This window comes from Roseisolibacter sp. H3M3-2 (assembly GCF_029211165.1).
In the GTDB taxonomy this organism is placed as follows: Bacteria; Gemmatimonadota; Gemmatimonadetes; order Gemmatimonadales; family Gemmatimonadaceae; genus Roseisolibacter.
Window position 1 is genome coordinate 1 of the sequence record NZ_JARGEK010000296.1, and the last position, 6,257, is coordinate 6,257.

Below are 6,257 nucleotides of genomic sequence, written 5' to 3' on the forward strand. Positions count from 1 at the left end.
CGCCGCTGCTCGGCGACGGCGGGCCGGCGACGCTCGCCGCCGTGCTGCGCCTCGCCCCCGACCGCGTCCCGCTGCGCACCGCGATGGGCGGGTGGGGGCGGCTGCTGGCCGCCGGCGAGGACGTGTCGGCGCGCGCCGACGCGCTCGAGGGGACCTTCCCGCGCTTCTCGGCCGCGCGCCACCCGCGCAGCGCGGTCGGCGTGTCGCGCGACGGGCGCACCGTCTGGCTGGTGGCGGTGGACGGGCGGAGCACGGCCAGCGTCGGCATGACGTTCGGCGAGCTGGCGCCGGCGCTGCGCGCGCTCGGCGCCTGGGACGCGATGAACCTCGACGGCGGCGGCTCGACCACGCTGGTGCTCGACGGCCGCGTGGCGAACGCGCCGAGCGACCCGTCGGGGGAGCGGCCGGTGGGGAACGCGCTCGTGGTGACCGTGCCCGACGCGTCGGCGCGCGCCTGCCCGGCCCCGGTGCCGACGCGGGCGACGAGCTGGGACGTGCGCGACGCCGACCGCACGCCGAGGAAGGCCCCGTAAGAGCAGGACAGGATTGACAGGAAACCGGGGGAAAGACTCGAGCCTGACGTCTTTCCCCCGGTTTCCTGTCAATCCTGTCCTGCCGTTGCCGAGCCGCGGTCCCCGGTCCAACGTTGCCGCGCCCGGGCGCGTTGCCCTGCCGAACCGCCCACCCCCAGCCGCCGCCCCCGCCGATCATGCGTCCGCTGTCCGCCCTCGCGCTCTCCGCGCTCGTCGTCGCCCTCCCCGACCCGCCGGCCAGGAAGCCGTCGGCCAAGGCCGCGCCGGTCACCCTCGACTCGACGCTCCTGTCGGGCTACAAGTGGCGCAACATCGGCCCCGACCGCGGCGGCCGCTCGATCGCCGCCACCGGCGTGAAGGGGCGCCCCAACGAGGCCTACTTCGGCGCCACCGGCGGCGGGCTGTGGAAGACCACCGACGGCGGCGAGAACTGGGTCCCCGTCACCGACGGGCAGATCACCAGCGCCTCGATCGGCGCCGTCGCCGTCAGCGAGACCGACCCGAACGTCGTCTACATCGGCACCGGCGAGACGTGCATCCGCGGCAACATCATGCCCGGCGACGGCGTCTACAAGTCGACCGACGCCGGGAAGACGTGGACGCACGTCGGCTTCCGCGAGTCGCACGGGATCTCCAAGATCCGCGTCCACCCGCGCGACCCGAACACCGTCTTCGTCGCCTCGTTCGGCAAGTACAGCGCGCCGAGCCAGGAGCGCGGCGTGTTCAAGAGCACCGACGGCGGGAAGTCGTGGAAGCGCGTCCTCTTCCGCGACGACAAGACGGGCGCGATCGACATCGTCATCGACCGCAACGACCCGAACGTGCTCTACGCGGCGCTCTGGGAGGCGTACCGCAAGGAGTACCAGATGTCGAGCGGCGGCGCCGGCTCGGGGCTGTTCAAGAGCACCGACGGCGGCGAGACGTGGACCGAGATCACGCGCGCCCCCGGCATGCCGCAGGGCGTCGTCGGCCGCATCGGCGTGGCGGTGAGCGGCGCGGACTCGAAGCGGCTGTGGGCGCAGGTCGAGAACGAGAACGGGGGGCTGTTCCGCAGCGACGACGCGGGCGCCACCTGGCAGCTGGTCAACTCGCAGCGCGACGTCCGCCAGCGCGCCTTCTACTACACGCACGTCACCGCCGACCCGAAGGACCGCGAGAAGGTCTACCTGCAGAACGTCTCGATGTTCGTGTCGAAGGACGGCGGGAAGACGATCACGCAGGTGACCGGGCAGACGCACGGCGACTACCACGACCTGTGGGTCGACCCGGACGACCCGACCCACCTCGTGGTGGCCAACGACGGCGGCGGCGCGGTGAGCACGACCACCGGCGGCAAGTGGACGGCGCAGGACTTCCCGACCGAGCAGTTCTACCACGCCATCACCACCGCGCACGTCCCGTATCACGTCTGCGGGAGCCAGCAGGACAACTCGACGATGTGCACGCCGTTCGACTGGAACGCCGCCGCCTTCCGGCAGCGCGCGGGGCAGCGCGACACGGCGTACACCGAGCTGACGGCCGGCGGCGTCGCCATCTCGTACGTCGCCGGCGGCGGGGAGCCCGGCTACATCGCCCCCGATCCGCGCGACCCCGACGTCTTCTACTCGGGGACGAACAACGGCGCCTACGTCGACAAGTTCAACAAGCGCCTCAACACGTCGCGCGAGGTCAACCCGTACCCCTGGTTCTACTCGGGGGAGCCGGCGAGCGAGATCCGCGAGCGCTGGCAGTGGACCTTCCCGATCCTGTTCTCGAAGGCCGACCCGCGCCTGCTGTTCGTGTCGTCGCAGCGCCTCTGGGCGACGCGCGACGGCGGGAAGACGTGGCTCCGCCTCTCGGGCGACCTCACGCGCCACGACCCCGCCACGCTCGGCCGCACCGGCGGCCCGATCACCGGCGACATGAACGGCCCCGAGGTCTACGCGACGATCTTCTCGGTCGGGCCGGGGAAGAAGGACGCGAACATCATCTGGACCGGCAGCGACGACGGGCTGGTGCACGTCACGCGCGACTTCGGGAAGACGTGGACGAACGTCACGCCCAAGGACATGCCCGACTTCGGCCGCGTCTCGCAGATCGACGCCTCGGCGTTCGACAACGGGCGCGCCTACGTCTCGGTGCGCCGCCCGCTGCTCGACGACTTCGCGCCCTACATCTTCCGCACGACCGACTACGGCAAGACGTGGACGAAGATCGTCGCGGGGATCCGCCCCGACGCCTACGTGCACGCGGTGCGCGAGGACCCGACGCGGCGCGGCATGCTCTACGCCGCCACGCAGCACGGCGTCTACGTGTCGTACGACGACGGCGCCAACTGGCAGGACCTGTCGCTCAACCTCCCCGACGTCCCGGTCGCCGACCTGATCGTCGAGGGGAACGAGCTGGTGCTCGGCACGCACGGGCGCGGCTTCTGGGTGCTCGACGACGTGGCCGCGCTGCGCCAGGCGGCGCCCGAGGTGCTCGCGAAGGACGCGCACCTGTTCGCGCCGCCGGCCGTGGTGCGCTCGGGCCCCGAGGTCGCGTTCAGCTGGTTCGCCAAGACCGCGCCCAAGGCCGGGCGGCTCGAGGTCGTCGACTCGGCGGGGACGGTGCTGCGCTCGTACGAGCCCGACACCGCGCGCGCCGACACCGGCGCCGCGCGCCCGCAGAGCCGGCGCCGCCGCGGCGGCGTGACGTACCTGCCGATGGGCGCGGGGCTGCAGCGTCTCGCCTTCGACGGGCGCGCGCAGGGGATCGAGGCGTTCCCGGGGATGATCCTGTGGGGCGCCGGCACCGCCGGCCCCGCGCTCCCGCCGGGGCGCTACACCGTGCGCCTGACGCTCGACGGGAAGACGCTGACGACGCCGCTGGCGGTGAAGCGCAACCCGTGGCTCACCGACGTCACCGACGCCGACCTCCACGCGCAGTACCAGTTCGGCCGCCGCGTGCGCGACAAGGCGACCGAGGCCAACATGGCGGTGATCCAGATCCGCCGCGTGAAGGCGCAGCTCGACGACCGCTACAAGAAGGCCGCCGACGACGCCGCGCTGAAGGCGGCCGGCGAGAAGCTGCGCGCCAGCGCCTCGGCGATCGAGGAGAAGGTCTACCAGGTGCGCAACCAGAGCGGGCAGGACCCGCTCAACTTCCCGATCCGCGTCAACAACCGGCTGGCCAACCTGCTCGCGATGGCCGAGCGCGGCGACGGGCGGCCGACGAACAACATGCCCGAGATCTTCGGGATCCTGACGACGGAGCTGAAGGGGTACACCGACGCGCTGTCGGTCGTGTGGCGCGACGACCTGGCGGCGGTGAACCGCGAGCTGGCGCGCGCGAAGCTGGCGCCGCTCGACCCGAAGTGCGCCAACCCGGCGGGGTGCGCGGCCGCGCTGCAGTAGGCGACGCGCCGACGGACGACACGGGGGCCGCCCTCCTTCGGGAGGCGGCCCCCGCGTCGCGCGTGGGTCGCGCGCGGGTCAGGCGTGCGGCGAGGGGCGCCGCATCAGGAGCACGACCGCGCCCGCGGTCGCGGCCAGCAGCGCGACGTGGACCCCGGCGTGCAGCGGCTCCGCGTGGGTCGCCGCCCACCACGCGCCGAGGACGTTCACGCACGCGAACAGCGCGGCGACCACGAGCCAGACCTGCGTCGATCGGGACATGGCGTGCCTCCGGAGGGAGTGTCCCGTCCCTACGACCCGCCGCCCGGGGCGGTTTCCGCGGGGCGCACCGGCCCCAGCACGCGGTCGAGGAAGGCGTTGATCGGCGGCGCCCGGAACTCGACGGGCGGGTGGTGCCCCACCCCGTCGATCAGGACCAGCTCCTTGGGCTCGCGCAGCAGGTTCCAGAGCGGCAGCGCGCGCGTCGCCCACGGGTGCTCCTCGTCCTGCCGTCCGTTGAGCACCAGCGTGGGCGCGCGGATGTACGGCGCGAAGTTGAAGCTGGCCGCCTCGGGGAGCGTCGGCTGCACGCGCTCGTCGATGCCGGCGCCCACGAGCACGACGGCGCGGAAGCGGTCGTCCACCGCCGCGAAGCCGACGCGCGAGCCGGCGCCCCAGCTCAGCCCGATGTACGCCAGCCGCGCGGTGTCGACCTCGGCGCGCGTGCCGGCCCAGTCCATGGCCATGCGCAGCTCGGTGGCGTGGCGCACCATGAGGTCGCGGAAGCCGACCGACGGCGGCTCCGGGAAGGGGCGGGGCGGCGTCCACGCCCGCTCCAGCATCCCGTCGAGCACCGGGGCCAGCACGGCGCGCCCCGCCTTGAGGTGCGGCGCCAGCTCGCGCTCGACGCCCGCCCACACGGGCTCGAAGAAGAACGCGGCCGTGCTGGGCACGCTGACGAGCGTCTGGTACGGCGGGCGGGCGCGCCGGGGGAGGTACAGGTACACCAGCACCGAGTCGCCCCCCGGCCCGTCGATCCAGACACGCTCGCGCCGCCAGTCGGGCGCCTCGCGCACCGTGGCGCCGCGCGCGTTCGCGGGGCGGCGGTCGTAGCGGTAGAACGCGAGCAGCGACCGGAAGCCGGCCGCGTCCACCGGACGGTACACGGTCGGCGGCACGACCAGGGGGAGCGGCCGGACGGGGCGTTCGGGGGCGCCCGGCGCCGAGTCGCGCGCGCAGCGGAAGCCGAGCGCCGGCGACGCGGTGGCCGGGTCGAGCGCGGCGACACGCGCGAACACGTACGCCGGATCCTGCCACGAGCCGCCCGTCGCGACCCGCCCGGCCCCGGCGGCGGTGGCGAGCCACTCCTTCGCATTGCCCCCCATGGCGTAGGCGCCGTAGGCGCCGATCCCGAACGGGTGCGCGTCCACGGGCACGGTCCCGGCCCCGCCGAAGTTGGCGCGCCGCTCGGCGGCCGCGGTGGCCGCCGACGCGTACCCCCACGGCATGCGGATGCCGATCGTCGAGTGCGCGGTGTCGCGCGCCGCCTTCTCCCACTCGAACAGCGTCGGCAGCCGCCGTCCGCGCGACGCGCAGTACGCGGCCGCCTCGTGCCACGACACGCCGGTCACCGGGTGGTCGCCGCGCCCGGCGGGCGGCTCCTGGTTCGTCCAGTCGCGCGGCGCCGGCAGCCCGGTGCGGTCCGCCAGGCGCGCGCCCGCCGCCGCGGCGCCGAGCCGCGCGTACCCGCCGGCGCGCACGAAGGCGCGGTAGGCGTCGTTGGTGACCTCGAAGCGGTCGAGCAGGAAGGGGCGCAGCGTGTCGGTGAGCCCGAGCGGGAGGTCGGGCCCCGCCAGCGTGTGCGGGCCGCCGGGGACGGGCACCATGTCGGCGGGGAGGGCGCCCGCGCGCGCGAGCGGGATCGCCAGCACGATCCGCCGCCACGCCGTCGGGATGCTGACGGTGCGCAGGTTGGCGGTGGACGCCACGCGCTCCGCCGACGCGTGCCCCGTGAGGTGCACGACGACGCGGTGCTCGGCCCGGGGCACGCGCCGGGCGCGCAGCGGCGTCGTCCCCAGGCGCACGCTGTCGCGCGCCGCCGTGCCGTCGTCGGGGAGGCGCTGCAGCCAGACCGCCGCGCCGGCCGGCTCGGTGGTGACGGTCAGCTCGTCCGACACCTCGTCGAGCAGCGCGGCGAGCGCGGAGTCCCCGGGCAGCCGCGCCTCGGCGCGCTCGGCGAGCGCGTACGCCTCCGCGTAGCGCCCCTCGCGCGCCAGCTGCGCGACGGTCGACAGCGACGCCCGCCGGCGCGCCGTCGCCGTCGAGCGCCAGCGCGGCCAGACGACCGCCGCCGCGACCGCCGCGACGACGG

4 protein-coding genes are annotated in these 6,257 nt (G+C 74.8%); 2 read left to right on the top strand and 2 right to left on the bottom strand.

Annotation, left to right across the window (positions count from 1 at the left end; all coding sequences use genetic code 11):
• Both PYV61_RS19310 and PYV61_RS19315 read left to right on the top strand, forming a co-directional pair.
• Positions 1 to 533 (top strand): phosphodiester glycosidase family protein (locus PYV61_RS19310; RefSeq protein WP_275834656.1); only part of this gene is annotated, 533 nt, incomplete at its 5' end.
• Positions 534 to 709: 176 nt separating this feature from the next.
• Entirely contained in the window at positions 710 to 3,907 is a 3,198-nt protein-coding gene (locus PYV61_RS19315) for a glycosyl hydrolase (RefSeq protein WP_275834658.1), read from the top strand.
• A gap of 78 nt (positions 3,908 to 3,985) precedes the next feature.
• Here PYV61_RS19315 and PYV61_RS19320 read toward each other — a convergent pair whose 3' ends face one another.
• Positions 3,986 to 4,168, bottom strand: a complete 183-nt coding sequence (locus tag PYV61_RS19320) for a hypothetical protein (RefSeq protein WP_275834660.1) — start codon at positions 4,166 to 4,168, stop codon at positions 3,986 to 3,988.
• 29 nt (positions 4,169 to 4,197) lie between these two features.
• Positions 4,198 to 6,257: SUMF1/EgtB/PvdO family nonheme iron enzyme (locus PYV61_RS19325; protein WP_275834662.1), on the bottom strand; the 2,060-nt coding region annotated here is incomplete at its 5' end.

Bases quoted from the DNA above. Each gene is read 5' to 3' on its own strand.
- PYV61_RS19315 (WP_275834658.1), top strand. From the start codon at position 710: ATGCGTCCGCTGTCCGCCCTCGCGCTCTCCGCGCTCGTCGTCGCCCTC.
- PYV61_RS19320 (WP_275834660.1), bottom strand. From the start codon at position 4,168: ATGTCCCGATCGACGCAGGTCTGGCTCGTGGTCGCCGCGCTGTTCGCG.